Below are 26,435 nucleotides of genomic sequence, written 5' to 3'. Positions count from 1 at the left end.
GAGAGCCGCCAGACCTTCCTTGTCAGAAAGATGGGGGGCAGTGAATCGGCAGATTCAGAAAAGGGCCAGGGGCTGCCAACTCTGCCAATTATGAAAGATGGCACCGGCAAACCTGGCGGGAGCGGCAGTGGAGAGGTGCAGACCGCTGGAACAGGCAAGAAAAAGTCCGGAGAAAAATCCGCTGCAGCAGCCGGTAAGGAAGGAAAGGGAAAAAAGGAAAAAAAGGTTGTCAAAAAGAAGGGCGGAAAGCCCTCTGTCAAGGATGAGCCCGGAAAAAGAAAAGAGCTCCATGCCAAAAACAGCGAAAAGAAAAAAAGGCCCAAGAAGAGAATTAAACGGGTTATCAAGTCCCGCAAACCCGGCAAGCCCGGATTTTCACTGGTAGCCAGTTACAGGCTCAGGAAGATCAAGAGGAGCGGCAAGATGGTCTATCACATGAACCATTACCGCACTGAGACCCAGGCCTTTGCCATGGCAGAGAATATAGGCAATCTCTACGCCATGTGGGGGCATGATCCCAAGGTGTTCAGGGCAGTGAATATAGATGATCCTGTCTTCAAGCAGCGTGAGATACTGGTTTCACTGGATGGACAGGACTTCGGCACCTTCAGCAGGCATATCAATTTCGTTACGGTACAGATGAGAAAGAGGCATCAGTCCGGCAAGCTTACAACCGATGAGGTGGTCATCACCCCTGAGTCCTTCAGTAAAAAGGGCAATCTCTTTACCATGATATATGGCTGGAAAGGGGATGATGACAGGCAGGAGTGGCTGAACTATCACTACAAGGTCCTCTGGTCCTTTCATGGTGGTGTTGAGATCCGTTCTCCGTGGCTTACCACCAGCTCATCCATGCTGGCCCTTCAGCCACCTTTCCGTTACCGCACCATCTCAATTGAGGGGCAGGGCGCCACCCTTTCCAGGGCAGGAGTGCGCCATGCAGTGGTATCCATAACCAGCCGGGTGAATGGCAAGGAGCTCACCACAACCGTTACAGTAAGAAACCGTGGCACAGCACCTTCCATGATCGTGGATTTTCCCGAAGAGCTGGAGGGAGAGACTGCTACAGCCCGGATAACCTGGTTTCTGAAGGGTGGCAAACGTGTGGAATCCCAGGCCGTACCGGTGAAAGGAAACATCCTCTACTGGGATGAGCTTCCAGGTCAGGAGGTGTAGAAATGGATAGAAAAGCTCCAGGTTTCATATTTTTTGTACTCTGTTTCGTTTCTGTCTCATTGTTGATCCATAGCCAGGCAGATGCCCTGGTAAACTACGAGTCCGGACAGCTTGAGATAAATGGTATCCGTCTTCTTCAGGATGCGTCAGATCCCCATAGCTATTACTATCTGCCCCCTTATCCCAGGGTGGCCACCCGTAAGGATGGCGGCCTTGAGATAACCATGGTCAAGTTTGTTGATCCCAAGGGGGATACCAGCGGCGGTCTGCTCCACATGCTTGTTGCATTCACCCTTCCTCAAGATGAGCTGGAGGCCCTTGAGGAGGAGCTGAAAAAGGTGGATGGCCGGGCCAAATTAAGAGGTGCAGTACCCCTGCTCCAGGAGGATGGCGGATTTCGCATAGTCTCCGCCACTTTGACTGAAAAGGGTTTTACCTCACGGCTGATAACCAGTGGCAAGGCCCCTGTATCCCCTGGCTCAAAGGCTGCAGTAGCAGCAGTGCTGTCTCCACAGGGTGCCACCCTGCTCTGGGACTCCCTGACCAAGCCCACCTCTGACGTTTCCGTTGCCATCAGCGCATATTACGAGGCGGTGCTGCCATCATTCCGGGCACGGATCCATGCAGATATCAACACTGTCTATAAACACTTCTCCCAGGTCAGAAATGTCCAGCAGGAATATACTCGAAGGCAGTTGAGGGATATATTCGATGAGCTGGTGCGTAACGGGACCATAGAGATAGAGGTGCTGGACCGTCTTCCTGAGGACAAGGCCAACAAGGCCATGCAGTCCCTGGTGGATATGGTGAGCGCAAAACTGACGGAGATAATTTTCGACCAGAAGACCGGCTTTACTGCCATTCCGGAAAAGGAGAAGGCAGTGGAGCCGGGCCAGATAAAGGGAAGGCAGAAAAAGGGATGGCTTGCCAGGCTCTTCACTTCCACAGGTGATCAGAAATACTATACCGATAACCAGTATGTGCTGAAAAAGCGCGAGGATATCAACCGTGCTGTCTTCAGCATCAATCTTACCCGACGCGCAGTGATCAGGGTGCCGGTGAACACCTCTGGCAACATCTCAGGGCTCTATAAGGTCTTCAAGGACAATCCGGAGATGTTCAGGGTGGTGAATCTGGCAGATCCTGCCTTTCAGAAGAGGGATATATATTTTCGCATAGATGGTGAGTATTCCGGTGCATTCGAGGGTATAATGAATTTTGCCGGTGTTACTGTCAGGAAGAGATATGCCCGGCATCCGGTCGCCACCGGGGAGATAATTTTCACCCGTGAAGATATACGGAAGGGAGAGCTCACCAAGTCCTGGCGGTATCCACGTCTGGGTGAAGACACGGATCAGTGGCTCAACTATGGCTACCGGGTGACCTGGAGTATCCAGGGACGCCACAAGATAAAGGTACCAAAGGATGAGGATGAGTGGATTTCTTCAAGCGACCCTATCATTACCCTGGCTCCGCCCCTGAACCGGCTGGATCTTGAGGTGGATGCTGACCGGTTCCTTTTTCAGGACGCCGGAATCCGCAGTGCCATGCTGGAGGCAAGGTACAAGGTCTTTGGCCGGGAAAAAAGGCAGCGGATAGCAGTGATGCGCGCCTCTGATGCGGAATCCATAAACAGGGCGGTCCTTTTCCACGATCCGGGTAATCCTGTGGAGTACAGGGTCAACTGGTATCCTGCCAGGGGCAACCCGGTTCAGGGAGAATGGCAGGCGTTGGATGGATCATACCTGGTATTGATACCACCTGAACAGCAATAGAACGGCTGGTTAATAATAGGAGGAAGGTTATGACAAGAAGGATCCGCCTTTTCAGTTTTATCTTTTTGCTTCTGTTCATCTGCTTCATCTGTCCCAAACACTCTTCAGCAGCACCGAAGTTTGATATCGGTAAGTTGAAACCCGCAAAGATAGACAAAACCCTGATACAGAAGGTGCCAACTGTGCCTTCCAGGGATGCTGTAAAGGAAATTGGTGGGATTCAGTATGGCAAACACATAGACATCACCCTGAAGAATGGCAATGTTGTGCGCTGTTTTCCTGCTGCCACCAATGATCCAAATCGTCCATCAAAAAATTATTACTATCTTCCCACCAGTCCAAGGGTTGCAAGGGGGCCGGACGGGGTGCCGAAATTTTCACTGATCCGGTTCGTTACAGACAAGACCAGGGAGGCAGGCGGGGTTGACGGGGCAATAATCCACTTTTTGGCGGAATATGGGCTGACTCCAAAAGAGAAGCAGGAATTGAAGATGGCCCTGCGGAAGATGGTACCAGGCGCTGTGCTCAAAGGAGCCGTACCCCTGGAGGTGGAGGCTGAAGGCAACAGTTTCTACATCGTCTCTGCTGTCCTGAACGACAAGGGAGGTTTTACATCAAACCTGGTAACCAGCGGCAAAGCCCCTGTCATGGAGGGGCAGAAGGTGGCAGCGGCTGCCAGACTGGATTCTTACGGGGCTACCTTGCTGGCCAAGAGCCTGGAAATGCCTACATCGGATATTTCTGTGGTGTTTGATCTCAAGTATGTGGTCAAGCTCCCGGCTTATGATATCAAGGTTACAATAGATTATGAAACCTTTAACACTATTCAGGAGGAATATACCCATACCCGAGAGAAGAAGACCAAGCGTAAATATTACTGGAATCCCAAATGGTATAGTATCTTCAATGTAAGCTCCAAGAATGAGGTGGTCAGCCTGACAGAGAAGGAACAGCGCAATTTTGTTGATTTTCTCAAGGAGAGTGGAGTGGTCACCTTTGAATATAACCAGCATGTGCCTGAGGCAGACAAAGAGGTTGTGGAGAGCGGTCTTTATAAGCTGGTGTTGGAATCTTTCTTTGATATGCAGAGGCGTTTTGGGACTCCACCATCTGAGGAAACAGCAGGGAATGAAGATAGTGGCAAGGATGCCAAGAACAGGGAGGATGTCAGGCGCAGAGAGGCTGCATCTGCCAGGAAGTACACCTATACCATGCTCAAGCGGAAGGATATCACCAGAAAATCCAAGCAGACCCTCTGGCTCAAAAAGAGCATTGCCCGGTATGAGTATTTTTCCATGACCGGGAATGTCGGGGGGTGGTACAAGAAGTTCAAGAATGATCCAAAGCTGGTAGCTGAGGTAAACCTGGATGATCCCTTTTTCCAGCGCAGGGAGATGCGTTTTGTCATAGACAACGAGACCTATGACATATTCAAGAATGTGGTCAACTATGCCACCATCCAGGTGCGGGTCCCCCGAGAGGGACAGCGTCCCTTCATAGATGAGGTGACCATTGACAGGAAGTACCTGGAACAGAACGGGCAGACAGCGACTCTCACCTACGCCCGCATGGGAGACGATGCCCAGAGCTACCAGTATGCGGTGCAGTGGAGCATCAGGGGAGGGTACATTTTTCCGGACGCTCCAGGTTGGCGGACTGGAGAGCTGATGGCTGTTACCTTGGCCGCTCCGGTGACCCCAATGGTCGTGGAGGCAGAGGCGGATCTGGAAGAGCTTGCTGATCTTGGTATAGCCAGGGTGAGTGTGGAGCTGAAATACAAGCGATTCAACAAGGTGTATCATGACCGGAAGGGGCTGGCCCTGTCTCCTGCCATCGGTGATCCGGTCGCGTCCAAGACCATTTATCATGACCGCAATGATGGACAGATCCAGTACAGGCTGGTCCTGCATCACAAAAAACTTGGAAAGATGACGGGAGAATGGTCGACCATGGATGGGGCCTATGTGTACTGCTCACCCTCAGCCGAGATGGTGGACAAGATAAGGAGCGTTTTCTGATAACCGGTGATCGCCAGTGATCACTTGCATGGTTTCCGGGTTGTTGGCAGGTCGATAGCGCCGCTGCGCAACTGGTGGAGCAACTCTTCGAGTTCATTGTCGTCCATCTGGCGGCCAAGGGTCTGGAGATGGCTGGCAAGGGCACGGCGTCCGATCTTGCGCCCGAAGCGCAGGTCCCGCCGGGCGCCGACCATGACCGGATCATAGGGTTCGTACATGACTGGATTTCTGGCCAGACCGTGCAGGTGAAGGCCGGTTTCACAGGTGAAGATTTCTTCGCCGACCACAGGGTGATCCGGGGAGATGGTGGCGCCGGCGGCTCTGCTGACCAGCATGCAGAGGGGGCGAAGCTCGATGGTGCGATAGCGTTTGAGACCTTTCTGCAGGCTGAGAAAACCGATGGCTTCTTCAAGCCGGCAGTTTCCTGCTCGTTCACCAAGGCCCAGTACCGTGGCGTCGATCCAGGATGCCCCGGCTTCCAGGGCAGCTATGGCGTTGGCAGTGGCCATGCCAAAGTCGTTGTGGGTATGGACGCCCAGGGCCAGGCTGCTCGTTTTTCCGATCTTCCGGACCAGGTCGGCGATCCCGGCCGGGGAACAGATACCCACGGTGTCGGCCAGGCGGATCCTTTGGGCCCCGCTCTGTTGCGCAACCTGTACCAGCTTATACAGAAATGTCTCGTCGGCCCGGGTGGCATCCTCGAGACCGACGGAAACGAATGGTACTCCGTTCTTGAGGGCCCTTGCGATGGATTCATCAAGGGTTCTGAGAATCCAGGACCGGTCTTTTTGCAACCGCTCCTTTATATGGAGGTCCGAGGCGGGAATGGAGAGGGAAAGAACGTCTGGGGCGCAGATCGCGGCGAAGTCGATATCCTCCCGGCGGCAGCGGCACCAGAGAGCCAGGCGGCCCTGTCGGCCGATGCGCTCTCTGACCCGGCCGATGAATCCTGGAAGATCGGTGTTCCTGGCCGAGGCGATGCCAAGTTCGATCTCCTCGATCCCGACCTTTGCCAGCTGGCAGACGATCGCAAGGCGCTGGTCTGGGGAAAAGTGCACCCCGGGGGTCTGTTCGCCCTCGCGCAGGGTCGAGTCGACGACACCCTGGAACCAGGACAGTGTCCGTGACGGCCTGGTTATCCGGCAGGTTGTCCTCAGCATTCCTCGATCTGTTTTCTGAAACGGCGGATTTGCTGTTCACGTATGGTGGCCATGTCCAGGTGGTAGATGTCGAAGGGGAAGAGAAATTCAGCCACCCCGGAGTCGATGATCCTCTTTACTTCGTATTCATCGTGGGCCACGTCGCGTTGATAGCAGTAGTTGAGGTAGGAGCGATTGGTGTGGATGATGAATTCCACCCGTATGCCTCCCAGCCGGGCAAAAAATTTGAGCATCGGCGTCTTGGTTGAACTGCCTGTGGCCGTGCCTCCATAGTCGCCTCCGGTCAGGGTGTCCGAGATGTCTTCCAGGGTCATGAACGAATTGGCCCGGACCGCACTGCGGGTCAGGTGGCGGAGAAACAGTTTAACGTCGCCGATAGAGTTCAATACCGCCATGAGACCCAGCTCATCATCCACGGCGGCAGCCGGATTTTTTTCGTTTTTTCGCAGTAGTTTCAGCACCTTTGCAGCGGGCGGTTTCTTGCGAATGGTCACGTAGATCGGGACCTCCCTGTTACCGGTGCGGAAGCGTCTGCGTTTGATAAGGGTCAGTTTTTCGCCTGGTTCGAGGACAAGACCGGCGGCCTCTTCCTCGGAGATCACCCGTACATCGGTACACGAAAAATCATCCTTGGCGTGATGGCTGTGGAGGTAGCTTATCTTGAGGTCACCTATCTTGAGGCTTGGGCTCCAGACATAATCATTGAGGAAATCAAGAAAGCGGGCAAACTGTTCCTCTATCTCGGTTTCCCTTTCCCGCTGGTCGATGGAGCCGGCCAGGCCCATGAGCATGAGCTTGCGTTTGGCCTCGAAACGGGCCTTGCGGTGGAACCGGTCATCAAAGATGATCAGAAGCAGTTCCACCGGATCGTTGGTGGTCTCGATCTCGTTGGTCATCTCGATGTGCGAGCTGTAAGGTGCCAGGACCTTGGCCCGGAGGGAGTTGATGACGTCATCGGCCGTGCGGGCGTAGTCGCGCAGGTAGCGGTTGATTTCACCGGAACTTCCGTCGATGCCAAACATGTTGCCCAGCAGTTTCTGGGCCCTGGCTCCGTTACGGACGCGCAGGCTGCGGTTGTGGATCAGGGCAAAAATTTCGTCAAAAGAGTTGATCCCCAGAAAGTCGAAAATCTGGTTGCGCACCGCCCGGTACTTTGTTTTGAGCAGCTGATCGCTGCGAAGTTCCCGGACCCAGGCTTTGGTTTCCCTGGAAAAGGGGTGATGCAGGGGTGGCTCCTCCGTGATGGCGAAGGGTCCTTCCTGGAGCATGGTGGTGAAGATCGATTTGCGGTTGAGTATACTCATGGTACTGCAGGTCAGGTTGTCTGGTACCAGCTGGTGACCAGGCCGGAAAAATTTTTCAGGATTCGGAAAAAATCGTCTGCCAGGGTGCGCTGGTGGCGTATGGCTTCGTCAAGCAGGGATACTATCCTGTTTTTCCGGGAAGGTAAAGCGGGACGCGTCGGGTCCCGATGTTGTAACCGGTGTTCCATGTCGACTGGATGGGCGGCATGGTTATCGAACTGCAGGCCGATGATATGGGCCCGGCCTTTTATGCAGAACGCCTCTACCACGCACTGGCTCGAGGTGGCCAGCAAAAGCATGTCGGATGGCACCGGTGTCTGTATGGACTGGCTGTGATATTTGAAAAGTGGTAACGGGGTATCGATACCCGCGAACAGCGGATGGTTACGGCCATCGTGGGTCAGGTGCCCTTCCACGAAACCGGCACCGGGCAGAAAGTTGGGGGCAATGGTCGCTCCTGCCGCCTGGGCTATGAGATGGTGGCCAAGTCCAAAACCAAGACAGGGTCTGTCCAGGGACAGCCAGGCCATGAGATAGCGTCGCTCCAGGCCGAGAAACGGGTAGTGTTGCTCACGGGTTTCGTCATCCGGGCCACCGAGCAGAATGAGGGCGTCAAAGTGGGCCGGGTCCGGTGGGGTCTGCTCCCACATTCTGACGACCTGCAGTTTGATGCCGAGTTGTCTGGCTCCTTGCAGAAGCAGAAGTCCCGGTGGCTCCCAGGGAACATGCTGCAGAACGAGGAAACAAAGGGCCATGGTTTTTCTCCATCAGAAAAATGGCTGCTTCTGTGTGGAGGAGCAAAAATAAGGGGAGTACAGAAGCAGCCACGGGGGAGGGGAAACCGGCCCTGCGATCAGGGCCGGTATGGTCTGGTGTGGCCGGGTGATCAGTTTGTGGTCTGGAAGTCGTTGTATGCGTGGGCGCCGTGTTCGACGATGTCCACACCAAGCAGTTCGTCTTCTTCGGAGATCCTCAGGCCAATGGTCTTGTCAATGGCTTTGAAGAGGATGAACGCGGTGCCAAAGGCCCAGACAAAGGCAGCGACGATGCCGATCAGCTGGGTGGTGATGATGGCAGTGGTTACACCCTCCATGTTGAAGAGTCCTGCAGCCAGTGTGCCCCAGGCCCCGCAGACCCCGTGGACAGATACCGCGCCGACCGGATCATCGATGTGGAGCCGGTCCAGGGTCACGACCGAGAGGACCACGAGAACACCGGCAATCAGGCCGATGATGATGGAACTGGTCGGGCTGACGTTGGCACATCCGGCGGTTATGCCTACCAGGCCGGCCAAAGCACCGTTGAGGCTCATGCCCACATCAGGTTTTTTGAACATGATCCAGGAGATCGTCATGGCTGCGACAACACCTGCAGCCGCGGCCAGGTTGGTGTTGACAAAGATCATGGCGATGGAGGTGTCGCCGGTTGTGGTGGAACCGGGGTTGAAGCCGAACCAGCCCAGCCAGAGGATGAATACGCCGATGGCAGCCAGGGGTATGTTGTGGCCCGGGATAGCGCGAATCTCGCCTTTGGGGCCATATTTGCCTTTCCGTGGTCCAAGGACGATAGCGCCGGCCAGGGCGCACCAGCCGCCAATGGAATGGACCACTGTTGAACCGGCAAAATCAATGAACCCCTTGCCTTCCAGCCATCCGTTGCCATTGAGCAGCGAACCCCAGGCCCAGGAACCGAAAATCGGGTAAATAAAGGCGCAGACCACGAAGGAATAGACCAGGTAGCCGGTGAATTTGGTACGCTCGGCAACCGCACCTGAAACAATGGTGGCAGCTGTGGCTGCAAATACACACTGGAACATCCAGAAGGCCAGAACCCAGGGGTCTCCGTCCGGTCCGGTCCATCCGGAGAGGAAAAAATCAGTGGTACCGAACCATCCGGTTTTGGTGGCCCCGAACATCAGGCCGAAACCAATTGCCCAGAACGCCAGGGATCCCATGGAGAAGTCGAGCAGATTCTTCATCATGATATTCACGGCACTCTTGGCACGGGTGAAGCCCGATTCGACCATGGCAAAGCCGGCCTGCATGAAAAAGACCAGAGCGGCAGCGACCAGGGTCCAGACATAGTTGAGGTTGGTCTGTACCGCTTCGACCGCGGCCGCATTTCCTTCAACGGTGATCTTTACTGTTTCTTCGGCCCCGAATGCCGAAGCAGTGACACCAGAAAGTGCCAGCAGTAGTAGTAGTGGAATCATTTTGTTTTTCATTGGTATGTCTCCCTGAAATGGATTTTCTTAACCCGGTCAAACCGGTGTTTTTTTTGTTTACAGTGCATCCTCGTTGGTCTCACCTGTACGGATGCGGACAACTTTTTCCACCGGCAGGACAAAGATCTTGCCATCACCTATTTTCCCTGTCCGTACAGCCTGGGTGATGGTCTCCACAACCCTGTCCACCAGGTCAGTGGTTACCGTAACTTCCACCTTGATCTTGGGAATGAAATCCACGACGTACTCGGCCCCGCGATAGATCTCCGTGTGGCCCTTCTGCCGGCCAAAGCCTTTGACTTCAACCACGGTCATGCCCTGAACGCCAAGCTCGTGCAGGGCCTCCTTGAGGTCATCGAGCTTGAAAGGCTTGATGATTGCTTCAATTTTCTTCATGGTGTTTCTCCTTTTTTGTATTTGTATAAGGTGTAAAATCAAAACCTGCTTTCTGGTCTTCTCATTATCAAGGAATGTGCCATCCGGTGTTTTCGTGGGTGATATTTGTCTAACAGTCTGATAATACATGTATAAAAATATGGCTTGATGGATGGCCACTCTTTGACCCAGAGATACCTTTTACATATATGTGGCGCTATTAAGATTAATAAAACAAAATTGTAAAATTTGTCCGGGAAAGGGAGGGGGCGCGGGGTCAGTGGATCTTTTGTCTGCGGTGCGGTTCCAGGTTTACCATTGACATCTCTTTGTTTCCGCTGGTATCTTCGTCCTGAATTTCTATATACTGGCTCCCTTTCCGCGTTCAGGAGCCGGTGGGAAGGAGCCTGCATGTACCCTTTTGGTGGAAAGCAAGCCACCGGTCTATATGGTGATTTCATGCCTGTCCCTGTCCCTGGTACCACAGCCTTTTATGTAACCTTCAGGTGCCCCTGGGGCATGTCCTTCCAAGGGTGTTTTAGAACCTGTAACCAATAGCTTCTCAGCTGCAATCCGTCTGGAGAAAAAATGATGAGTATTCGTGAAGATGCCCTGGCCGGTAAAAGAACCGACCTTTTTGTTGCCTGTGCCGCCAGCGAGAATATGGATGTGGAAATCCTGATGGCGGGGGTTGCCGAAGGAACTATTGCCATTCCGAAAAACCGGCATCACAATTTTGATAAAATTATGGCCATCGGCAAGGGAACGTCCACCAAGGTCAACGCCAATATCGGGTCTTCCAGGGATATCGCCAGTCTGGACGCAGAGCTCGAGAAGTTGCGGGTTTCGGTCAAGGCCGGCACCGATACGGTCATGGATCTCTCCATGGGCGGGGACCTTGATGCGGTTCGGCGTGGCATTCTGGAGAACTGCCCGGTGCCGCTGGGCACAGTGCCTATCTATCAGGCCGTGGCCGAGACCGTGGAGCAGCAGAACAGGGAGATCGTCGAGGTCACGGTCGACCATATGTTCAAGACCATTGAGAAGCAGGCCATGGACGGGGTCGATTTCATGACCATCCACTGCGGTATCACCCGTAACCTCCAGCAGCGCCTTCTGCAGGAAAAACGGATCATGGGCGTGGTCAGCCGGGGTGGTTCCTTTCTGCTTGAGTGGATGAGCCACCACAAAAAGGAAAATCCTTTTTATGAACATTTCGATGACCTGATGGCCATCTTGAAGGAGCACGAGGTGACGCTGAGCCTGGGTGACGGTATCCGGCCCGGTTGTCTGGCCGATGCCACCGACCGCAACCAGATTCAGGAGCTTATACATTTGGGCGAATTGACCCAGCGGGCCTGGGAAGCAGGGGTGCAGGTGATCATCGAGGGGCCGGGGCACATGCCGCTGGATCAGGTATCGGCCAATGTTCTACTGCAAAAAAAGATCTGTCATGGGGCGCCGTTCTATGTTCTCGGGCCGCTGGTCACCGATATCGCGCCGGGATATGATCATATTACCGGTGCCATAGGCGGGGCCATTGCCGCGGCCGCCGGAGCCGATTATCTCTGTTACGTCACTCCGGCCGAGCATCTGAAGCTGCCCGATATCCAGGATGTACATGAAGGGGTGATCGCCTCTAAGATCGCGGCCCATGCAGCGGATATCGTAAAGGGGGTCCCCGGAGCCATGGAGCTGGACAATGAAATGGCCCGGCGCCGGAATGCCCTGGACTGGAAAGGACAGATTGAGCTGTCGGTGGATCCGGAAAAGGCGGCGCGGTTCCGGGAAGAGGGCTTGAGCGACAAGGGCCCCACCTGTTCGATGTGCGGATCCTACTGCGCCATCCAGGTGTTCAACCGGTCCCAGCACAACCTTGAAAAGGAGCTGAAAAATGATGGATGCGGGAGCAGTTGCGGATCGGGCAAGTGACCTGATTACAGGAGTTTTATCCCAAATAGGTGATCTGGTTCAGGCCACCGGTATCCCGGAGCAGATACAGGATGTGGACGCCGGGGCCCTGTTCGCCAATCCCTGGTTCCTGGTCCCGTTTGTGCTTTTTATCGGCTATGAGCTGTACAAGCAGGCCTTTCGGGATATTATCATTGTCGCCCTGATCATCGGGGTCTGGTGGGTATCGGGCACCGACTACATGCAGACTCTGGTGGTGGGTGACGAGCTGCAGATCTCCAAGGTGCTCCCTGTCCTGTTTGGCGGGGCCACGGTTCTCGGGGTGATTATTTATCTTCTTTTCGGCCGGTCCTGACGCGATACCCGGTGGCGGGAGCTTCAGCCTGCTGTCAGGTCCAAGTCTTAAGGGCTTGCAAGTTTATCCTGGTTTTTTATGGAGTTTCGAAACGCCATCTTCGTTGTCACCGAGGAGCAGGGGTGCCCCATATACAACGTGGGTGAGGAGCTCAAGGTGGAGGACAACGGCCTGACCGTGCCGGAAGCCAAACCAGTATGTCTTGTCCTGGTTCAGGAAATCATAAAAGCCACTGCAGAAAAACGGGCATTCGAGCATTTCAGCCCGGGCCAGGGGGTTCAACGGTCCAAGTTCGACTGCGGCGGCTGTTCCGGGCTGATCCGCTTCGAGTACAAGAAAGAAAAGGAATTTGCCACCCTGCAGATGAAGCTGCTGGCCGCTGCCGAACAGCGCCGGCGTATGCGTCATCTCGAGGAATTTTTCGACCTGCTTCGCTGTCTGGATATCTTCGAGCCCCTGAACGACGATGATCTCAGCGATCTGGCGGCTTTGCTCAAGTTGCGGGAATTCCCGCCCGGCAAGGTCATTCTCCAGGAAGGTGAGCCCGGAACCCATTTATACATTATTCTTACCGGCAAAGTGGTGGTCGTGGGTAAGGACAACCTGGTTCTCTCTGAACTGGGCGCTGGTGAGATCTTTGGCGAGATGTCCCTGCTCTCCGGTGAACCGGTGACCACCTCGGTTCATTCCAGGGAGCACACCAAGCTGGCCACCCTGGGCAGTAAGGATTTCAAGCACGTCCTCAACAAATTTCCCGTCCTGCAGGTCTTTTTTTATCGGATGCTGGTGGACCGGGCCCAGGCCAATACCATGCGGGCCGGCAAGATCGTCTCGGGTATGACCGGTGATCTGGCCGAGATAGCGGCTGTGGATCTTTTTCAGTTGATAAATTCAAGCCAGAAGACCGGCCGGGTGGAAATGCTGCTGGAAGATGGTGAGGCAGTGGTCCTTTTCAACGAGGGCGAGCTGGTCCAGGCCCGCTACCGGAACCAGACCGGTAAGGAGGCGCTTTTTGCCCTTTTGGGCAAGAATCGGGGCCGGTTCAGCTACACCTCGGGTCTTGCCGAGGAGCAGAAGCAGTTGCCGGTGCTGGGCGGATTCATGGGGTTGATCATGGAAGGTATGCGGCGTATCGACGAGCAGAGGGAACGGGACGGGCAGTAGGCAGGCCGGCAGGTGGCCGGGCGGGCAAGGAGAGGGCCGTGGTCCTGTCGCAGGGATCAGGAAATGGTTTTTTTGAAGACCAGGCAGGCGTTGGTGCCGCCGAAACCATAGCTGTTGGACATGACTGTATCCAACGGTGTTTCCCGCATCCGGGTAACGATGTGCATGTTCTCGGCTTCCGGGTCCATGTTTTCGATATTGGCCGAGGCGGCGATGAAGCCGTGCTCGAGCATGAGCAGGCAGTATATCGCCTCGTGTACACCGGCCGCGCCGAGAGAATGTCCGGACAGGGATTTGGTCGAGCTGATGGGCGGGTTGTTGTCGCCAAATACCTCCCGGATGGCCTGCAGTTCCACCAGATCGCCAATGGGGGTGGATGTTCCGTGGGCATTGATATAGTCGATGGGCCCGGGGACGGTCCTCAGGGCCTGGCGGATGCAGCGTGCCGCTCCTTCACCCGACGGGGCCACCATTTCGTGCCCGTCGGCCGTGGCACCGTAGCCGACTACTTCCGCGTAGATTTTTGCTCCGCGTCTTCGGGCATGTTCCAGTTCCTCCAGGACCACGATTCCGGCCCCATTGGCGACCACGAAACCGTCCCTGTCGACATCGTAAGGCCGTGAAGCCTTTTCCGGGCAGTGGTTGAATCGGCTCGACAGGGCTCCCATGGCGTCGAACATGCAGGTCTGGGTCCAGTGTTCTTCGTCCGCCCCGCCGGCAAACATGATCTCCTGGCGGCCGAGCAGGATCTGCTCCATTGCGGCGCCGATACAGTGGGCGCCGGTGGCGCAGGCCGAGGAGATGGAGTAACACAGCCCCTTGATTTTGAACGGAGCCGTGAGCCCGGCCGAAACCGTGGAGCTCATGGTTCTGGGAACCATGAAAGGACTGAGTCTCCGGATGCCCCGCTGGCGGATGGTGTCGGCGGTGGCGACCACGTTTTCCGCCGAGGTGCCGCCGGAACCGATGATGAGGCCGGTAGATGGATTGCTCACCTGTTCCGGAGAGAGCCCGGCGTCCTCGATGGCCTGCTGCATGGCGATATAGGCATAGGCTGCGGCATCTCCCATGAACCGCAGGGTTTTCTTGTCGATATGTTCCTTGATATTGATCCTGGTAAAGGCGCCGACCCTTGAACGCAGGCCCAGCTCTTCGTAGGCCGGCTGAAAGGTGACCCCTGACTTTCCCTGTTGCAGCGAGTCCAATACCTGTGCCGCTGTGTCGCCAAGGGGCGAGACGATGCCTATTCCGGTGATAACTGCGCGGCGCATGAATCTTTACCCTTTGTCCTGGTTCCGATGGATGGCAAAAGGGGCCCAGCTCTGGCAGGTGGGCATGACCTCCACCGAGTTGATATTGACATGGGGCGGGGTGTTGACCGTCCACCAGACAATGTCGGCAATGTCCTCGCCGGTGAGGGGCTGGGTGCCCTGGTACACCTGATCCGCTTTTTGCCGGTCGCCATGGAACCGGACAACAGAAAATTCGGTCTCGGCCAGGCCGGGCTCGATGTTGGTGATCCGGATTCCCGTGCCAAGCAGGTCAGCCCGCAGGTTGTTGGAGAACTGTTTGACAAAGGCCTTGGTGGCCCCGTACACATTGCCGCCGGGATAGGGCCAGGTGCCCGCCACAGAGCCCATGTTGACGATATGCCCTCGGCCGCGTTCAACCATGCCCGGCAGCAGGTTGCGGGTAAGGTGGACAAGGCCCTTGATGTTGGTGTCGATCATGGTGTCCCAGTCTTCCGGATCGGTCTTGTGGGCCGGTTGAAGGCCCAGGGCCAGGCCGGCGTTGTTGAGCAGGACATCGATTTCCATAAATCGTGCCGGCAGGGATGTTATCATGGTCTTTACCGCAATTCTGTCACGCACATCAACAACTGCCATGTGCATGGGAGTATCCGGAAAGGCATTGCGCAGTTCTTCCAGCCTTTCGGTGCGGCGGCCGCTGATGATCAGCTGCCAGCCGTTACGGGCAAACTTTTCGGCGCAGGCGCGGCCGAAACCTGAGGTCGCTCCGGTTATGAGGATTGTCTTGGCCATGGGTTATCACCGTTTAGCTTGAACCGCTTTCTGGCTTTTGAGTTTATGTTTATTTATGTTTATGCAAGGAGCGTCTGGACGGTCAACCGGATGGGTGTTCCCGGTCTTTGCGTCTGAAAACAGGAACCGCCTGGTTGAAAGGGACAAATATTTCTTCAGATGGGCTTAAGAGAAGCAGGTTTAGTGCTAAAATACAAGATTTTTTGTTTCTGTGGGGTTTCGCGGCCCATTGGGTCGAAAAAACAGACTGCTGCTCCGGCGGCCGGTATATGAGGCGTCCCGACTTCCCGGCAGAGGGTTTGCTGCCATCCGTTTTGGTCCGGGAAGGAGGTGGTAAACGGCTGGCAAGTGATTATAGTAAAGCGTGTATAGTATTCGACGGACAGTAGCCCGGGTCCGTATACCATGAAAGAGGTCCTGACAGTAGTTTCAGGCCCGACAAACGCATGATGGAGATTTGTTGATGTTGAAAAAGAAAATACAGAAGGCCCTCAATGAACAGATCAATGCCGAGATGTACTCGGCATATCTCTACCTGGCCATGGAATCCTATTTTCAGTCCATCAGTCTGGCTGGTTTTGCCAACTGGATGCGGGGGCAGGTGCAGGAAGAGCTGAGCCATGCCATGAAATTGTATGATTTTGTCGGTGAGCGCGGCGGACGGGTGGTCCTGGATGCCATAGGAAAGCCAGATTCCTCCTGGGAGTCTCCCCGGGCCGCTTTTGAGCATATCCTGCGGCATGAACAACTGGTTACCGGGCTTATCAACGACCTGGTAGATCTGGCCGAAAAGGAAAAGGATCACGCGACCAGGATCTTTCTGCAATGGTTTGTCACCGAACAGGTGGAAGAAGAGGCCACGGTAGGCGAGATAGTCGACAGGCTCAAACTGATAGGGGATGATCCTTCGGGTCTGTTTTTTCTCGACGCCGAGCTTGGGAAGCGGGTCTTTCAGCTTCCGCAGGGCGAATGATATTGTTGGTGGCGAAGCAGGATAATCCGTGAGCGCGCGCAGGATAAAGAAACAGGTGCTTGACCTGTTAGCGGAACAAGATCTGGAAACAGCGCTTTCATCTCTGCGTAAACTTGAGCCAAAGGATGTGGTCAATGCGCTGTTTTCCGTGATATATCGCCCTGAGGAGCCGTTGCGCTGGCATGGCATCACAGCCATGGGCGAGATGGTGGCCCGGTTGGCCGACAGGGACATGGAAGAGGCACGGATCATCATGCGGAGGTTCCTTTGGAGCCTCAACGATGAATCCGGCGGTATCGGCTGGGGTGCGCCCGAGTCCATGGCTGAGGTCGTGAGTCGTCACCCGGGTCTTGCCCGGGAATACATCCACATGCTGATCTCCTACATGCGAGAAGACGGCGAGGAGATTGCCCAGGATGGCAATTATCTCGAACACGAGACTCTGCAGCGGGGGCTGCTCTGGGGAATAGGGCGCCTGGCCGGAACCAGGCCGGATATGCTCCTTGAGCGGGGAGCAGACCATGACCTGGTTCATTACCTGGAGTCCCCGGACGCAACAGTGCGCGGGCTGGCGGCCCGTGCCCTGGGGCTGCTGGGCCGGGTTGACCTTGCCACGGATCGTGTGCGGGAGCTTGCCCGGGACTCTGAACCGGTCCGGGTGTACGAGGACGGTCGGCTTCGGGAGACCACAGTGGCCGAGCTCGCCGGTGCGGCCCTTGGAGAGAGGGCCGCATGACTTCACTGGTTCCCCGGGCCGGTTTTGTCCAGTTCAGGATTGCACCGGGTGAGCCGGGTGTCAACCTGGACCGGGTTCGTGGTCTCTGCCGGGATTGTCCACCGGTGGAAGGTGGTTTGCTGATCCTGCCGGAGTTATGGGGATACGGTTTTGTTTATCACCGGTTTCCGGAGCTGGCCCATGAAACTTCGGGTCTTCTCGAGGGCCTGACCGCCCTGGCAGACGAGTTCGGTTGTGTCTTTGGTGGTTCGCTGCTTGAGCGGGATCAGGAAACGGGAGATTTCTACAACACTCTTTTTTTCGTCGGTGGCAAAGGGGTACTCGGCACCTGGCGCAAAATGCATCTGTTCCGGTTATGGGAAGAGGATCGCTACCTCGCTCCTGGTTCAAGGCCGGCTCCTGTGTTGATTGGCGGTTCCCCGGTGGGGGCACTTGTCTGTTACGATTTGCGTTTTCCTGAGCTTGCCCGGGAACAGGTGTTTGCCGGAGCCGGGCTCCTTGTTGTCTCGGCCCAGTGGCCCAGGGTGCGGCTTGACCACTGGCGGATCCTGCTGCGGGCCCGGGCGGTTGAAAATCAGGTCTTTGTCGTCGCTGCCAACGGGTGTGGCCAGGTCGGACACCATGAGTTGGCGGGCCATTCCATGATCATCGCCCCGGACGGCGAGGTATTGGCCGAATCAGGGGAAAGCGGGGTTGTCACGGTTCTGGATCTGGACCAGGGACGGCTTGAAATAATCCGTTCCCGCTTCTGCAGTGTGGGAGAACGACCCTGGCTGCACCGGGACAGGGACAAGCTCGTTACTCCGGAAACCATTGAAGACCGCCTTGCTCCCATCCGTGATCAGGGCAGCCGTATCGTTCTGGCCAGTGGCCGGTTTACGGAGCTGACGCCAGAACTTGTGACCAGTTTGGAGGAGGCCCGTTGTCAGGGTGATCTGCTCCTGGTCGTACCGGAGCCCGGCAGCCCGGACCTTTCCCGGCAGGGATGGCTACTCGCATCCCTTGGCTGCGTGGACTTTGTGGTCCTTGGTTTTGCGGAGTCTCGCCGGGACCTGTTCAGGTTGGTGCGGCCCGATGTTCAGGTTTCTCTGGGGGAGTAAAACTTGCTGTAGAGGGTAACTCGCCTTGAGGGAGGGTGCTGTTTTTATCAAAATCCACAAAGAAATTCGTTATGCCGACCATTACAATCAGGGGAATGAAATGTCAGCATTGCGCCGCTTCGGCGGTAAAAGCCCTGGAAGCCCTGGACGGGGTGAGCCGGGTCCGCGTTGACCTGGAAAAGGGCGAGGCCTTCTGGGAGGGAGAAGCTTCCCTTGAGGAGGTCAGGGAGGCCATCATCAGGGCAGGGTATGAGGTGGCGGATCAGGGTTGATCTTTTTTCTTTTAAGCCGCAGGCCGGATATTGCGATCGGCCTGCCCGGTTGTTGAATTTGTAACGATGATAAGAAAACAGGTAAGGGTTTGACAGACGAGTCATATCGTTGTATTCATATTTGTGAATATAACGATATGGAAGAAACGGTAAGGGCCCGGGGGTGCGGGGAATGGAGGTTTGGTTGACCATGAAGGAATGTGTGCGGGTTATGAAGGCCCTGTCGGATCCCAATCGGATCAAGGTCTTGAAGATGCTTGAGGGCGGCGAGCTCTGTGTCTGCGAGATCCAGCCACGGCTCAAGCTCTCCCAGTCCACGACATCCAAACATCTCAGAATTCTTGAGGATGCTGGTCTGGTGGAGAAGAGAAAGGATGGACAGTGGGTCATATACCGGCTGGCAGATGGCTCACAGTCCGTTTACGCCGCCCGGATGCTTGAGTCTTTCCGCCAGTGGCTTGGCGATGATCCAGACATTCGGGCTATGAAAAAAAACGTCCATCAGCTCAGCCGGACATGTACGGATACAACGACGAGGTGAACACCATGGAACCGCTCAAAATGGCAACCTGTCCCTGTGCGCAGGATAGTGAACCCCAACCCCGAAAGAAACAACCACCTTTTCGTTTCGGTCCCCTGCAGATGGTGCTGGCCGCAGTGGGTCTTGTTTTCTGGTACGGTCTCTATCGTCAGCTTGGCCCCATCTCCGATTATCTGACCTACTCGCTTCTCGGGCTTGAGCGGGGGAGTCACCTCGGTGAGGCCCTGTCCTTTTTTCTCTACGACACTCCCAAGGTACTCATGCTCCTGACCATTGTGGTCTTTGCGGTGGGCGTTATCCGTTCCTTCTTCACCCCGGAGCGGGCGAGGAAGCTGCTCCACGGCCGCAAGGAATTTGTCGCTAATATCTTTGCCGCCATGCTTGGAGTGGTGACACCGTTTTGTTCCTGTTCGGCTCCACCCCTGTTTATCGGTTTTGTCACCGCCGGCATACCCCTGGGCGTGACCCTGTCTTTTCTGATAGCGGCACCGCTGATCAACGAGATAGCTCTGGTTTTGCTCTTTGGCCTCCTGGGCTGGAAGATAGCTTTGCTGTACATGGTGACCGGGCTCGTGATCGCTGTTGTCTCCGGCTGGATCATTGGTCGGCTGCACCTGGAACATTTCATCGAGGACTGGGTCCGCAGTATACTTGCCGGTGAAGGCGAGGAAGCAACCGGCCCCGTGAGCTGGAGTGCACGGATCGTTCACGGCTGGGAGTCGGTTAGGGATATCGTCGGTCGCATATGGCCCTATGTGGTTGGTGGCATTGCTGCAGGGGCGGCGATCCATGGCTATGTGCCGGAAGGTATGATGGCGCGGATCATGGGTGAAGACGCCTGGTGGTCGGTGCCAGCCGCAGTGCTGATCGGTATCCCCATGTATGCCAGTGCGGCCGGGGTGGTGCCGGTGATTCAGGCCCTGCTGGGCAAGGGGGCGGCGCTCGGTACGGTGCTGGCATTCATGATGAGCGTGGTGGCCCTTTCCTTCCCCGAGATGGTTATCCTGCGCAAGGTGCTCAAGCCCCAATTGATCGCTGTTTTTGTCGGGGTGGTGGGCAGTGGCATCCTGCTGGTGGGGTATCTCTTCAACCTGGTGATCTGAAGCTCCAGGTGAACCGGTTCCGAGCCGGCCCACTGCCCGGGAACCGCTCTACTCTTTCCAGTCCGGTCGCAGGTGCAGTTCGGTGAGCTGCTTGCGGGCCACCGGGGCCGGGGCCTCGGTGAGCGGACAGGTGGCTTTCTGGGTCTTTGGAAAGGCGATGACGTCGCGGATGGAGTCGGAGCCGGTCAGGATCATCATCAGCCGGTCAACTCCAAAGGCGATGCCGCCATGGGGAGGAGCGCCGAGCTCCAGGGCCCGAAGAAGGAAGCCAAATTTTTCCTCTGCCTCCTGCTGGTCGATGCCCAGGACCTTAAAGACCCGTTCCTGGATGTCCTTGCGATGAATACGAATCGAGCCGCCACCGATCTCATTGCCATTGAGAACCAGGTCGTAAGCCCGGCTCTTGACCTTGCCCGGCTCGCTCTCCAGCAGTTCCAGGTGGTCTTCCCGGGGTGCGGTGAAAGGATGATGCACTGCGGTGTGGCGCTTTTCCCCGTGGTCATATTCGACCAGTGGAAAATCAGTGATCCACAGGAAGTCAAAGCTTTCTGCGCCGATCAATTCAAGGCGTCGGGCCAGTTCAAGTCGAAGCTCGGCCAGGACCTGGTTGACGATCCTGCGGCTGTCGGCTCCAAAAAGGATCAGATCGCCCGGCTCGGCATCCAGGGCCTTACGCATGGTGTCAATTTCCTCGTCCGAAAAGAACTTGGTGATGGGTGACTGCCACTCGTTCTCCCTGATCTTGATCCAGGCCATACCTTTGGCACCGAACCGGCCGGCGAATTCGGTCAGGTCGTCCAGGTCCTTGCGGGAAAAACCGGCACAGCCCTTGGCGTTGATGGCCTTGACAGCTCCACCTTTTTCGATGACCTGGCCAAAGACCTTGAAACCGCATCCGCGCAGTTTTTCGGTCAGGTCGATCAGTTCAAAGCCAAATCTGGTGTCGGGTCGGTCGGTGCCAAAACGCTCCATGGCTTCGTCATAGGTCATGCGCGCAAAAGGAGGGCTCAGTTCGATGCCCCGTGCAGCCTTGAAGATCTCGGCGATCATCCCCTCGGTGATGCCGATGATGTCTTCCTCGGTCACAAAGCTGAGCTCCATGTCGATCTGGGTGAATTCCGGCTGCCGATCGGCGCGCAGGTCTTCATCCCGGAAACATTTTACCACCTGGAAGTAGCGGTCCATGCCGGCGACCATCAGCATCTGTTTGAAGAGTTGGGGTGACTGCGGCAGGGCGTAGAACCGGCCGGGGTTTACCCGGCTTGGCACCAGGTAGTCCCGGGCCCCTTCCGGGGTGGATCGGGTAAGCATGGGGGTTTCGATCTCGAGGAAATCATTTTCCGAGAGGTAGTTGCGGGCGGCCTGGACCGCTTTGTGGCGCATGAACAGGTTGCGGGCCATTTCCGGCCGCCGAAGATCCAGGTAACGGTACTGGAGCCGGAGGTTGTCCGAAACCTCGACTTCCTCGTCCAGCGGAAAGGGCGGCGTTTCACTGGTGTTTAAGATGTGCAGCTCCGAAACCAGAACCTCTATGGCGCCGGTTTTGAGCTTTGGGTTTTCCATGTCCTCCGGGCGCCGCTCGACCCTGCCCCGGACGGCCAGGACCCATTCACTGCGTAACCGGTGCGCCTTGGCATGTACTTCTGCATTGACCTCCGGGTTGAAAACCACCTGGGTGATGCCCCACCGGTCCCGCAGGTCTATAAAGATAACGCCGCCATGGTCCCGGCGGCGAAGAACCCAGCCCATGAGGACGACTTCCTGGTCCAGGTTGTCCGGGCCAAGTTCATTGCAGTTATGTGTACGAGAAAGCGTTCCCAGTGTGTCCATTGGTATTCTCCAGCCGCTGGTGTAAGTGAATAGTAAAAAGTGGAAAGTTGAAAAAGACGGATTTGCTCGCGCCGTTTTTCAGCAGCCTGTCAGGTTCCGGATGTTCTGCAGTTCTCCTGACTTTCCGGCAATGATTTTTCCGTGCATGCTCTGGCCAGTTTTCTGGCCAGCTCTCCCGCGTCGTCTGTCAGGGAAAAAAAGGTCTGTTCCTGGGTATCCATATTGCGCAGGATAGCCTTTTTGTCTGTCAGTTCCTGGTCGCCGATGATCAGGGTAAAGGCTGCGTTCATGCGGCCGGCCTGTTTCATCTGGGCCTTGAGGCTGCGGCCGCTGTAGTCCATGGCCGCCCGGACAGAGAGTTTACGCAAGGCGTGGATCAGCGGAGTGGCAAACTTCATGGCATCCCGGCCCAGGGCAGCCGTAAATATGTCTGTCTCCCGGTCCGGGATTTGTCGCCCCTGGTCCGTAGACTCCATGAGCAGCACCAGCCGTTCCATGCCCATGGCAAAGCCGATTCCTGGCAGCCTGGGGCCGCCGAGCTGGTGGATGAGGCCGTCGTAGCGGCCTCCGGCGCCTACCGCCGACTGCGCCCCAAGGCCGGAGGCGATGAACTCAAAGGTGGTACGGGTGTAGTAGTCGAGCCCGCGGACCATGAATCGGTTCATTCTGTAGGTCACTCCCAGTAGATCAAGGTTTTTCAACACGGCCTCGAAATGCTCCCTGCACGCCTCACAGAGCGAATCGAGGATCGAGGGGGCATTCTGGACCATGGCGCGGCAGGTATCCTTCTTGCAGTCCAGGACCCGCAGGGGGTTGGTAGTCCTCCTTCGCCGACAGTCCTTGCACAGACCTTCTTCTTTCTCTTCCAGGTATGTGACCAGTTTATCCCGGAAATCCGGCCGGCAATCCGGGCAGCCAAGCGAATTGATTTCCAGGCTGGCGGTGAGTCCCAGTTCGGCGAGCAGCATTTGGCCCATGGCCATGAGCTCGGCATCTACCTGCGGTTCCCGGGCGCCGATGATCTCGGCATCGATCTGGTGAAACTGGCGCAGCCGGCCCTTCTGCGGCCGTTCATGACGAAACATGGGGCCGATGGTAAAGAGTCGCTGGACAGGCCGCTGCAGGTGCAGGCTGTGTTCGATGAAGGCCCGGAGCAGGGAGGCCGTGGCCTCGGGTCGCATGGTGATGCCTTTGTCGGGAAATGTGTACATTTCCTTTTCGACGATATCCGTGGCCTCACCGATAGAGCGGGCAAAGAGCTCGGTTTTTTCCAGGATGGGCAGCCGTATTTCCCGGAGCCCGAAGCGCTGGAAGATATCGCGGGCACATGCCTCGATGCGCTTCCATCGGGCCACGTCTTCGGGCAGTATGTCTTTGAAGCCGTTTATGGCCTTGATCTTCAAGAATATCTCCTTGTGACGGTACGGATCCTAAACAGTGATGCAGCTTGTCCGCAACTGAACAACCTTCGGTTTTTGCTGTATGCGGGTGTGGGGTAAAAAAATTTAAATTTTACTCGAACAGATAGCGAAAAGTCAAGCCGATGACGTCTGTTTGTGGTAAAATAAATGGTTTCAGAAGATTTGTCTTTTTCACTATGGCATGTGACTTGACAAAGCCATGCCGGGAAGGGCATTATCACTTGTACCATAACTTGAACAGGGCATTCATTATACTTGTCAGCGGCAACATCCGGAAAATCCATTGTGATACCGTGGTTCTTTTTCCAACCACCCTTTGAGCTGCCGTCCCCCGTTCAGGTGTAATATTTTCCAGTGAAAAGAGTACCAGATGAAACTGCCAGAACTTAAAATAGGCCGGTTTACAGCACGAATACCAATTATCCAGGGCGGTATGTCCATCCGGGTGTCTGATTCCTCCCTGGCCATACCGGTTGCCGAATGCGGCGGAGTCGGCACCATAGGCGGCTCCGGTATCCCGGTGGAGGAGCTGCAGGAAGACATCCGCAAGGCGAAAAAAGCGACCAACGGCGTCATCGCGGTCAATATCATGTACGCGATGAAGGATTTTTACGAGCTCGTCATGGGGTCCATTGAAGCCGGGGTGGATATCATCATCACCGGCGCCGGTTTTTCCCGGGACATCTTCAAGATCGGCAGAAAACACAACGTACCTATTGTTTCCATTGTCTCCTCTCCGGCTTTTGCCAGGCTGGCGGAAAAACTGGGCGCGGCGGCCATTGTCGTCGAAGCGACCGAAGCCGGAGGTCACCTCGGAACCGACAAGCCGCTGCGCGAACTTTTCCCGTCCATCCGCAAGGTGGTGAGCAAGGTTCCTCTCATTGCCGCCGGCGGTATAACCAATGGTTTCGAGATGGCCGAGATGATGGAGGAGTTCGGGGCTGACGGCATTCAGATTGCTTCCCGTTTTGTTCTTTCCAGGGAGTGTTCGGTTTCCCAGGAGTTCAAGGAAACCTTTCTCAGGGCCGGAAAGGAAGATATCGTCCTGGTGAAATCTCCGGTTGGTATGCCCGGACGGGCCATCAAAACAAACTTTATTCGGAAGATGGAACAGGGCGAGGACGTGAAGGCCAGGGAGTGTAAATTCAAGTGCCTTAAAAAGTGCAGTTTTCGCTACTGCATCAATGAGCGGCTGACAAAATCATACAAGGGTGATGTGGAAAACGGGCTTGTTTTTTCCGGCGCCAACACCTGGAAGATGAATGAGATTCTTTCGGTCCGGGAAATATTTGATATGTTTGTCAGTCAGGCCGAATCAGTCTACCGCGAGGGAAAGACAAAAAAGAAATCTTAACAGCGCGTGAAAGCTGTATCTCTTGTGGCTCTGTCAAGGCAGGGTCAGAGAGACCGTTTCCACGCAAACCAGCCTGGCTGGATCATGTTTCCGTACCGTCCAGTCACAGGAACCCGTGAAAATCACCCTGATTAGAAAAAAGAATACGCGCCTGCGCGCCGGGGTGATTTTTGAATAAACGTGTTTCGTTTTACTGTGGAACACTTCTCTACACTACATGGTTACTGCATCAGATGTCGGGGATTTTCCCGATTTTTCACCAAACATGACCCCCAGGGTCATTCCAGAGTCTGACCACCCTATCCGCAAAAAGGATATCGACAAGGAAGCTCTCAAGGTACTTTATCGCCTGCGGGACGCCGGTTTTTCCGGATACCTGGTCGGAGGCGGGGTGCGCGATCTGTATCTTGGCAAGAAGCCACGAGATTTTGATATTTCAACCGATGCCCGTCCTGGTCAGTTGCGCAAGCTGTTCCGCAACAGCCGGACCATCGGCCGCCGGTTTCGCCTGGTGCAGGTGTTCTTCCGGGGCGGCAAGATTATCGAGGTCTCCACCCTTCGCTCGCTCAGTGAATACGACATCAATGGTCAGGATCAGGTCCTGCCCAGTAACAATACCTATGGCACCCTTGAGGAAGACGCCTTCCGCCGGGATCTGACCATCAACTCCCTGTTTTATGAGATAGAAAATCGAACCATTATCGATTATGTCGGTGGTGTTCGCGACCTGGACGAGGGCGTGGTCCGGATTGTCGGTGAGCCGGAACGGCGGGTGACCCGGGATCCGGTCCGGATCATGCGGGCGGTTCGTCATGCGGCCCGGAGTAATTTTGAAATCGAGCCGATTACCTGGAAGGCGATTGTCGCCAATAGGGAAAAACTGCTGCTCTGTCCACCATCCCGGCTGCGCGATGAGCTGTTGAAGGATCTTCGTTCCGGAGCCAGCCGCCCCTGGGCCGAGCTTGCCATAAAATGCGGTCTGCTCTGCACCCTGCTTCCATGTTATGAAGATATTGCAGACAACAGGGAAGTGAAAGGTGCATTGCTGTCCATGCTTGGTGTGCTGGATCGGTTGTATGGCCAGGATATCCGGGGCGGCAGGGTAGTGGTACCGGATTTTATGCTTTTTGCTCTCCTGCTGGCCCCCTGGGCCTGCAAACGTTTCGATTTGCCGGGACAGCGTGTGCGGGGCCCGGTGTATCATCAGCTCTCCCGCCAGATCCGCAGCGAGATCGACACTCTTTTCGGTCAGCAGCTCAATATGAAGCGAATGATCAAGGAGGCCATCACAACTCTTTTGGTCAACATCTCCACCTTCAGTCAGCACCACAACGGTTCTTCCTGGCCCAAATGGTTGCGGCGCAAGAGTTATTTCGGTGATTGCTCCAGGTTTTACGCTCTCTATCTCGAGGCCATGCAGGGACGTCCTGCCGATGAATATCTTTTTGTGGAGAGCGGGGATATCCGTCCGGTCACCGTTGAGCACCGGGGTGACAATGGACGGGAACGGCCGCGGGCCCGCAAGGGAATCAATCCAGCCTTTACCAGCAGAAAACATGGTGTGTTCGGGCTGCGTCGGGGATAATTGAACACGGACGTGG

At 55.8% G+C, this 26,435-nt stretch carries 22 protein-coding genes and 1 pseudogene; 14 read left to right on the top strand and 9 right to left on the bottom strand.

Annotated elements, in window-relative coordinates; genetic code table 11:
• The 3 genes and pseudogenes from ACXJJY_RS04165 to ACXJJY_RS04155 form a co-directional block, all read left to right on the top strand.
• Window positions 1-1,176: pseudogene (locus tag ACXJJY_RS04165) on the top strand (hypothetical protein); the annotation flags it as partial.
• Window positions 1,177-1,178: 2 nt separating this feature from the next.
• Window positions 1,179-2,951: a hypothetical protein gene (locus tag ACXJJY_RS04160; RefSeq protein ID WP_456385446.1), complete on the top strand. Its 1,773-nt coding sequence runs from the start codon at window positions 1,179-1,181 to the stop codon at window positions 2,949-2,951.
• Window positions 2,952-2,980: 29 nt separating this feature from the next.
• Window positions 2,981-4,969, top strand: a complete 1,989-nt coding sequence (locus ACXJJY_RS04155) for a hypothetical protein (protein WP_456385445.1) — start codon at window positions 2,981-2,983, stop codon at window positions 4,967-4,969.
• Between the two features lie 20 nt (window positions 4,970-4,989).
• Here ACXJJY_RS04155 and ACXJJY_RS04150 read toward each other — a convergent pair whose 3' ends face one another.
• The 5 genes from ACXJJY_RS04150 to ACXJJY_RS04130 all read right to left on the bottom strand — a co-directional run bounded on the left by ACXJJY_RS04150 (window position 4,990) and on the right by ACXJJY_RS04130 (window position 10,053).
• The gene (locus ACXJJY_RS04150; protein ID WP_456385444.1) at window positions 4,990-6,129 is read right to left on the bottom strand and encodes a LeuA family protein; all 1,140 of its coding nucleotides are present in this window, start codon (window positions 6,127-6,129) and stop codon (window positions 4,990-4,992) included.
• Entirely contained in the window at window positions 6,123-7,433 is a 1,311-nt protein-coding gene (locus ACXJJY_RS04145; protein ID WP_456385443.1) for a hypothetical protein, read from the bottom strand. Before ACXJJY_RS04145 ends, ACXJJY_RS04150 begins: the two co-directional genes overlap by 7 nt.
• Before the next feature lie 11 nt (window positions 7,434-7,444).
• The gene (locus tag ACXJJY_RS04140; RefSeq protein ID WP_456385442.1) at window positions 7,445-8,188 is read right to left on the bottom strand and encodes a type 1 glutamine amidotransferase; all 744 of its coding nucleotides are present in this window, start codon (window positions 8,186-8,188) and stop codon (window positions 7,445-7,447) included.
• A gap of 131 nt (window positions 8,189-8,319) precedes the next feature.
• Complete coding sequence (locus ACXJJY_RS04135; protein WP_456385441.1) at window positions 8,320-9,657, bottom strand: ammonium transporter; 1,338 nt, start codon at window positions 9,655-9,657, stop codon at window positions 8,320-8,322.
• Window positions 9,658-9,714: 57 nt separating this feature from the next.
• Window positions 9,715-10,053, bottom strand: coding sequence for a P-II family nitrogen regulator (locus ACXJJY_RS04130; RefSeq protein ID WP_456385440.1), 339 nt, complete (start codon window positions 10,051-10,053; stop codon window positions 9,715-9,717).
• A gap of 570 nt (window positions 10,054-10,623) precedes the next feature.
• Here ACXJJY_RS04130 and thiC point away from each other — a divergent pair.
• From thiC to ACXJJY_RS04115, 3 genes are all read left to right on the top strand, one after another.
• Window positions 10,624-11,964, top strand: a complete 1,341-nt coding sequence (gene thiC, locus ACXJJY_RS04125) for a phosphomethylpyrimidine synthase ThiC (RefSeq protein ID WP_456385449.1) — start codon at window positions 10,624-10,626, stop codon at window positions 11,962-11,964.
• Window positions 11,927-12,298, top strand: coding sequence for a hypothetical protein (locus ACXJJY_RS04120; protein WP_456385439.1), 372 nt, complete (start codon window positions 11,927-11,929; stop codon window positions 12,296-12,298). Before thiC ends, ACXJJY_RS04120 begins: the two co-directional genes overlap by 38 nt.
• Window positions 12,299-12,376: 78 nt before the next feature.
• Window positions 12,377-13,462 carry a cyclic nucleotide-binding domain-containing protein gene (locus tag ACXJJY_RS04115; protein ID WP_456385438.1) on the top strand — a complete coding sequence of 362 codons (1,086 nt, stop codon included), beginning with the start codon at window positions 12,377-12,379 and terminating at the stop codon, window positions 13,460-13,462.
• A gap of 56 nt (window positions 13,463-13,518) precedes the next feature.
• Here the strand turns inward: ACXJJY_RS04115 and fabB are convergent, their stop codons facing one another.
• Window positions 13,519-14,733, bottom strand: a complete 1,215-nt coding sequence (gene fabB / locus ACXJJY_RS04110; protein ID WP_456385437.1) for a beta-ketoacyl-ACP synthase I — start codon at window positions 14,731-14,733, stop codon at window positions 13,519-13,521.
• Window positions 14,734-14,739: 6 nt separating this feature from the next.
• Window positions 14,740-15,504, bottom strand: coding sequence for an SDR family oxidoreductase (locus ACXJJY_RS04105; protein WP_456385436.1), 765 nt, complete (start codon window positions 15,502-15,504; stop codon window positions 14,740-14,742).
• 463 nt (window positions 15,505-15,967) lie between these two features.
• On the opposite strand from ACXJJY_RS04105, the gene ACXJJY_RS04100 reads away from it, so the two are divergent.
• The 6 genes from ACXJJY_RS04100 to ACXJJY_RS04075 all read left to right on the top strand — a co-directional run bounded on the left by ACXJJY_RS04100 (window position 15,968) and on the right by ACXJJY_RS04075 (window position 20,229).
• Window positions 15,968-16,477, top strand: coding sequence for a ferritin (locus tag ACXJJY_RS04100; protein WP_456385435.1), 510 nt, complete (start codon window positions 15,968-15,970; stop codon window positions 16,475-16,477).
• Between the two features lie 28 nt (window positions 16,478-16,505).
• Window positions 16,506-17,213 (top strand): DVU0298 family protein, encoded by a 708-nt coding sequence (locus tag ACXJJY_RS04095; protein ID WP_456385434.1) that lies wholly within the window; start codon window positions 16,506-16,508, stop codon window positions 17,211-17,213.
• Window positions 17,210-18,313, top strand: coding sequence for a nitrilase-related carbon-nitrogen hydrolase (locus ACXJJY_RS04090; RefSeq protein WP_456385433.1), 1,104 nt, complete (start codon window positions 17,210-17,212; stop codon window positions 18,311-18,313). The genes ACXJJY_RS04095 and ACXJJY_RS04090 overlap by 4 nt, the downstream gene beginning before the upstream one ends.
• Window positions 18,314-18,384: 71 nt before the next feature.
• Window positions 18,385-18,585 carry a heavy-metal-associated domain-containing protein gene (locus ACXJJY_RS04085; RefSeq protein WP_456385432.1) on the top strand — a complete coding sequence of 67 codons (201 nt, stop codon included), beginning with the start codon at window positions 18,385-18,387 and terminating at the stop codon, window positions 18,583-18,585.
• Window positions 18,586-18,775: 190 nt separating this feature from the next.
• Window positions 18,776-19,126, top strand: a complete 351-nt coding sequence (locus ACXJJY_RS04080) for an ArsR/SmtB family transcription factor (RefSeq protein ID WP_456385431.1) — start codon at window positions 18,776-18,778, stop codon at window positions 19,124-19,126.
• Window positions 19,127-19,131: 5 nt separating this feature from the next.
• Window positions 19,132-20,229 (top strand): permease, encoded by a 1,098-nt coding sequence (locus tag ACXJJY_RS04075; RefSeq protein WP_456385430.1) that lies wholly within the window; start codon window positions 19,132-19,134, stop codon window positions 20,227-20,229.
• Between the two features lie 48 nt (window positions 20,230-20,277).
• Here ACXJJY_RS04075 and aspS read toward each other — a convergent pair whose 3' ends face one another.
• On the bottom strand, window positions 20,278-22,059 hold the full coding sequence (aspS, locus tag ACXJJY_RS04070; protein ID WP_456385429.1) for an aspartate--tRNA ligase: 1,782 nt from the start codon (window positions 22,057-22,059) through the stop codon (window positions 20,278-20,280).
• Window positions 22,060-22,148: 89 nt separating this feature from the next.
• Window positions 22,149-23,462, bottom strand: coding sequence for a histidine--tRNA ligase (gene hisS, locus ACXJJY_RS04065; protein WP_456385428.1), 1,314 nt, complete (start codon window positions 23,460-23,462; stop codon window positions 22,149-22,151).
• A gap of 388 nt (window positions 23,463-23,850) precedes the next feature.
• Here hisS and ACXJJY_RS04060 point away from each other — a divergent pair, with 388 nt between their 5' ends.
• Window positions 23,851-24,834, top strand: a complete 984-nt coding sequence (locus tag ACXJJY_RS04060) for an NAD(P)H-dependent flavin oxidoreductase (RefSeq protein WP_456385427.1) — start codon at window positions 23,851-23,853, stop codon at window positions 24,832-24,834.
• Window positions 24,835-25,051: 217 nt separating this feature from the next.
• On the top strand, window positions 25,052-26,419 hold the full coding sequence (locus ACXJJY_RS04055) for a tRNA nucleotidyltransferase/poly(A) polymerase-related protein (protein ID WP_456385426.1): 1,368 nt from the start codon (window positions 25,052-25,054) through the stop codon (window positions 26,417-26,419).
• Window positions 26,420-26,435 lie beyond the last annotated feature (16 nt).

It is taken from the genome of Desulfolithobacter sp. (assembly GCF_054025815.1).
Note: the sequence above shows the minus strand (reverse complement) of the source record. Positions and strands in the feature narration are given on the sequence as shown.

Coding starts and splice junctions, on each gene's coding strand:
- ACXJJY_RS04055 (WP_456385426.1), top strand. CDS start 25,052: ATGGTTACTGCATCAGATGTCGGGGATTTTCCCGATTTTTCACCAAAC.
- ACXJJY_RS04135 (WP_456385441.1), bottom strand. CDS start 9,657: ATGAAAAACAAAATGATTCCACTACTACTACTGCTGGCACTTTCTGGT.
- fabB (WP_456385437.1), bottom strand. CDS start 14,733: ATGCGCCGCGCAGTTATCACCGGAATAGGCATCGTCTCGCCCCTTGGC.
- ACXJJY_RS04150 (WP_456385444.1), bottom strand. CDS start 6,129: ATGCTGAGGACAACCTGCCGGATAACCAGGCCGTCACGGACACTGTCC.
- ACXJJY_RS04115 (WP_456385438.1), top strand. CDS start 12,377: ATGGAGTTTCGAAACGCCATCTTCGTTGTCACCGAGGAGCAGGGGTGC.
- thiC (WP_456385449.1), top strand. CDS start 10,624: ATGAGTATTCGTGAAGATGCCCTGGCCGGTAAAAGAACCGACCTTTTT.
- ACXJJY_RS04140 (WP_456385442.1), bottom strand. CDS start 8,188: ATGGCCCTTTGTTTCCTCGTTCTGCAGCATGTTCCCTGGGAGCCACCG.
- aspS (WP_456385429.1), bottom strand. CDS start 22,059: ATGGACACACTGGGAACGCTTTCTCGTACACATAACTGCAATGAACTT.
- ACXJJY_RS04080 (WP_456385431.1), top strand. CDS start 18,776: ATGAAGGAATGTGTGCGGGTTATGAAGGCCCTGTCGGATCCCAATCGG.
- ACXJJY_RS04090 (WP_456385433.1), top strand. CDS start 17,210: ATGACTTCACTGGTTCCCCGGGCCGGTTTTGTCCAGTTCAGGATTGCA.
- ACXJJY_RS04130 (WP_456385440.1), bottom strand. CDS start 10,053: ATGAAGAAAATTGAAGCAATCATCAAGCCTTTCAAGCTCGATGACCTC.
- ACXJJY_RS04120 (WP_456385439.1), top strand. CDS start 11,927: ATGATGGATGCGGGAGCAGTTGCGGATCGGGCAAGTGACCTGATTACA.
- ACXJJY_RS04160 (WP_456385446.1), top strand. CDS start 1,179: ATGGATAGAAAAGCTCCAGGTTTCATATTTTTTGTACTCTGTTTCGTT.
- ACXJJY_RS04075 (WP_456385430.1), top strand. CDS start 19,132: ATGGAACCGCTCAAAATGGCAACCTGTCCCTGTGCGCAGGATAGTGAA.
- ACXJJY_RS04085 (WP_456385432.1), top strand. CDS start 18,385: ATGCCGACCATTACAATCAGGGGAATGAAATGTCAGCATTGCGCCGCT.
- ACXJJY_RS04100 (WP_456385435.1), top strand. CDS start 15,968: ATGTTGAAAAAGAAAATACAGAAGGCCCTCAATGAACAGATCAATGCC.
- ACXJJY_RS04105 (WP_456385436.1), bottom strand. CDS start 15,504: ATGGCCAAGACAATCCTCATAACCGGAGCGACCTCAGGTTTCGGCCGC.
- ACXJJY_RS04155 (WP_456385445.1), top strand. CDS start 2,981: ATGACAAGAAGGATCCGCCTTTTCAGTTTTATCTTTTTGCTTCTGTTC.
- ACXJJY_RS04060 (WP_456385427.1), top strand. CDS start 23,851: ATGAAACTGCCAGAACTTAAAATAGGCCGGTTTACAGCACGAATACCA.
- ACXJJY_RS04145 (WP_456385443.1), bottom strand. CDS start 7,433: ATGAGTATACTCAACCGCAAATCGATCTTCACCACCATGCTCCAGGAA.